The sequence below is a fragment of the Acidisphaera rubrifaciens HS-AP3 genome (assembly GCF_000964365.1).
Lineage (GTDB): Bacteria > Pseudomonadota > Alphaproteobacteria > Acetobacterales > Acetobacteraceae > Acidisphaera > Acidisphaera rubrifaciens.
The window spans coordinates 1-1,622 of the sequence record NZ_BANB01000648.1; the positions used below are offsets into that span (position 1 = coordinate 1).

Here is a 1,622-nt window from a genome sequence, read left to right on the forward strand (position 1 = left end):
CCGGCGCGGGTCAGCCCGACGCCGGGTGGTCCGATCCCTCGGCCGGTCAGCCCGATCCCGGCTGGACCGATACCGGCGGCGGCGATCCGGGCGGCGACAGCTGGAGCGACACCGGCGGCGGCGGCGACAGCTGGAGCGACGGCGGCGGTGGCGGCAACGACGATCTGATCTGACGCGTCCCGGCCGTCCGGCGATCCGGACGGCCGTCCCATCTGAGACCTTCGGTGTATTTACGCGGCAAGCGGGTCCTACCTAGTGTCGTGGTTTCCTGTTCCGAGGTGACGCCATGCGTTGTCCCGACCTCGACATTGATCTGCTCAGGTGTTTCGTAACGGTCACAGAACGACAAGGCTTTACCGCCGCCGGCCAGACGCTCGGGCTGACGCAGTCGGCCATCAGCCTCAAGATCAAGCGGCTCGAGGACCTGATCGGCAAGCGCGTGTTCGAACGCACCAGCCGCAGCCTCGCGCTTACCGCCGACGGCGAGGTGCTGCTGTCCTACGCGCGCCGGCTGCTCTCGCTCAACGACGAGGCGGTGCGGCGGATGATCGCGCCGTCGGTGCACGGCCATCTGCGTCTCGGCATCGCCGATCATTTCGTCCCGCATCATCTCGCGCCGATCCTGGCCCGCTTCGCCCGCACCTATCCGGACGTGCAGCTCGAGGTGGAGGTCGGACGCAGCCAGGAGCTGCGCGCGGCCTGCGAGCGCGGGCGGCTCGATCTCGTCATCGGCAAGCGGCGCGAGGGCGAGCAGGCGGGCATACCGATCTGGACGGAGCCGCTCACCTGGGCCGCCGCGCCGGATTTCGTCCTGCCGCGCGGCGGCCCGGCGGAACGGGCGGACGGCGCGGGCCGGGTGCTGCCGCTGGCGATGCTCACGCCCGGCTGCATGTATCGCGACCGCGCACTCTCGGTGCTGGCGAACCGCGGCATCCCGCACGAAATCGTCTACACCTCGGCGAGCCTGCTCGGCGTCATCGCGGCGGTGCAGGCCGGGCTGGGGGTCACGGTGCTCGGCAGTTCGAGCCTGCCGGACGGTCTGGTCGGCGGCCTCGACCTCCCGGCGCTCGGCACCGCCGAGATGGCGGTGTTCGGCGACACCGAGGGGCGGATGGCGCTGGTCACGCCGCTGATCGGGCTGATACGCGACAGCATCGCCGCCACCGTCTCGCTGCGCAGCGCCGCCTGACGGACCCGGCTACGGGACGCGGTGCAGCACCGCCGGCTGTTCGGCGAAACCCGCCGGATGCGGCACCGGGTCGGGCAACGCGCCCGGCCAGTCCCATCCCGTCCGGTCCGCGCCGAGGCGGAACAGACGCCGCATCTCGTCCATCGGACAGTCATACGGCGGCCCGCCGTCGCGTCCCGTCTGCATGAACAGGATGAACAGCCGCCCGCCCGGCGCGAGCCAGCGGTGCAGCCGGCCGATATAGGCCGGACGCTGCGCCGGCAGCAGCGCGCAGAAACACGCCTGGTCATAGATGGCGTCGAACCGGTCCTCCGGCTCCCAGCCGAACAGATCCGCCTCGATGATCTCGGCACCTTCCTCGCGGCCGAGGGTGTGGCGCTGATAGGCGCTCGCCGACTCCGCGCTGTCGAGCACGGTCACGTCGAACCCGGCC

Annotated in this window: 2 protein-coding genes; one reads left to right on the forward strand and one right to left on the reverse strand. The window is 71.3% G+C overall.

Annotated features, from left to right (window positions below; genetic code table 11):
* The first annotated feature begins 286 nt into the window (after nt 1–286).
* Nucleotides 287–1,189, forward strand: coding sequence for a LysR substrate-binding domain-containing protein (locus tag B8460_RS15835; protein WP_048862579.1), 903 nt, complete (start codon nt 287–289; stop codon nt 1,187–1,189).
* Nucleotides 1,190–1,198: 9 nt separating this feature from the next.
* On the opposite strand, the gene B8460_RS15840 is transcribed toward B8460_RS15835, so the two are convergent.
* Nucleotides 1,199–1,622 (reverse strand): SAM-dependent methyltransferase (locus tag B8460_RS15840; protein ID WP_052945265.1); only part of this gene is annotated, 424 nt, incomplete at its 5' end.

Excerpts from the sequence above, each read along its gene's own strand:
- B8460_RS15835 (WP_048862579.1), top strand. The coding sequence starts at position 287 with ATGCGTTGTCCCGACCTCGACATTGATCTGCTCAGGTGTTTCGTAACG.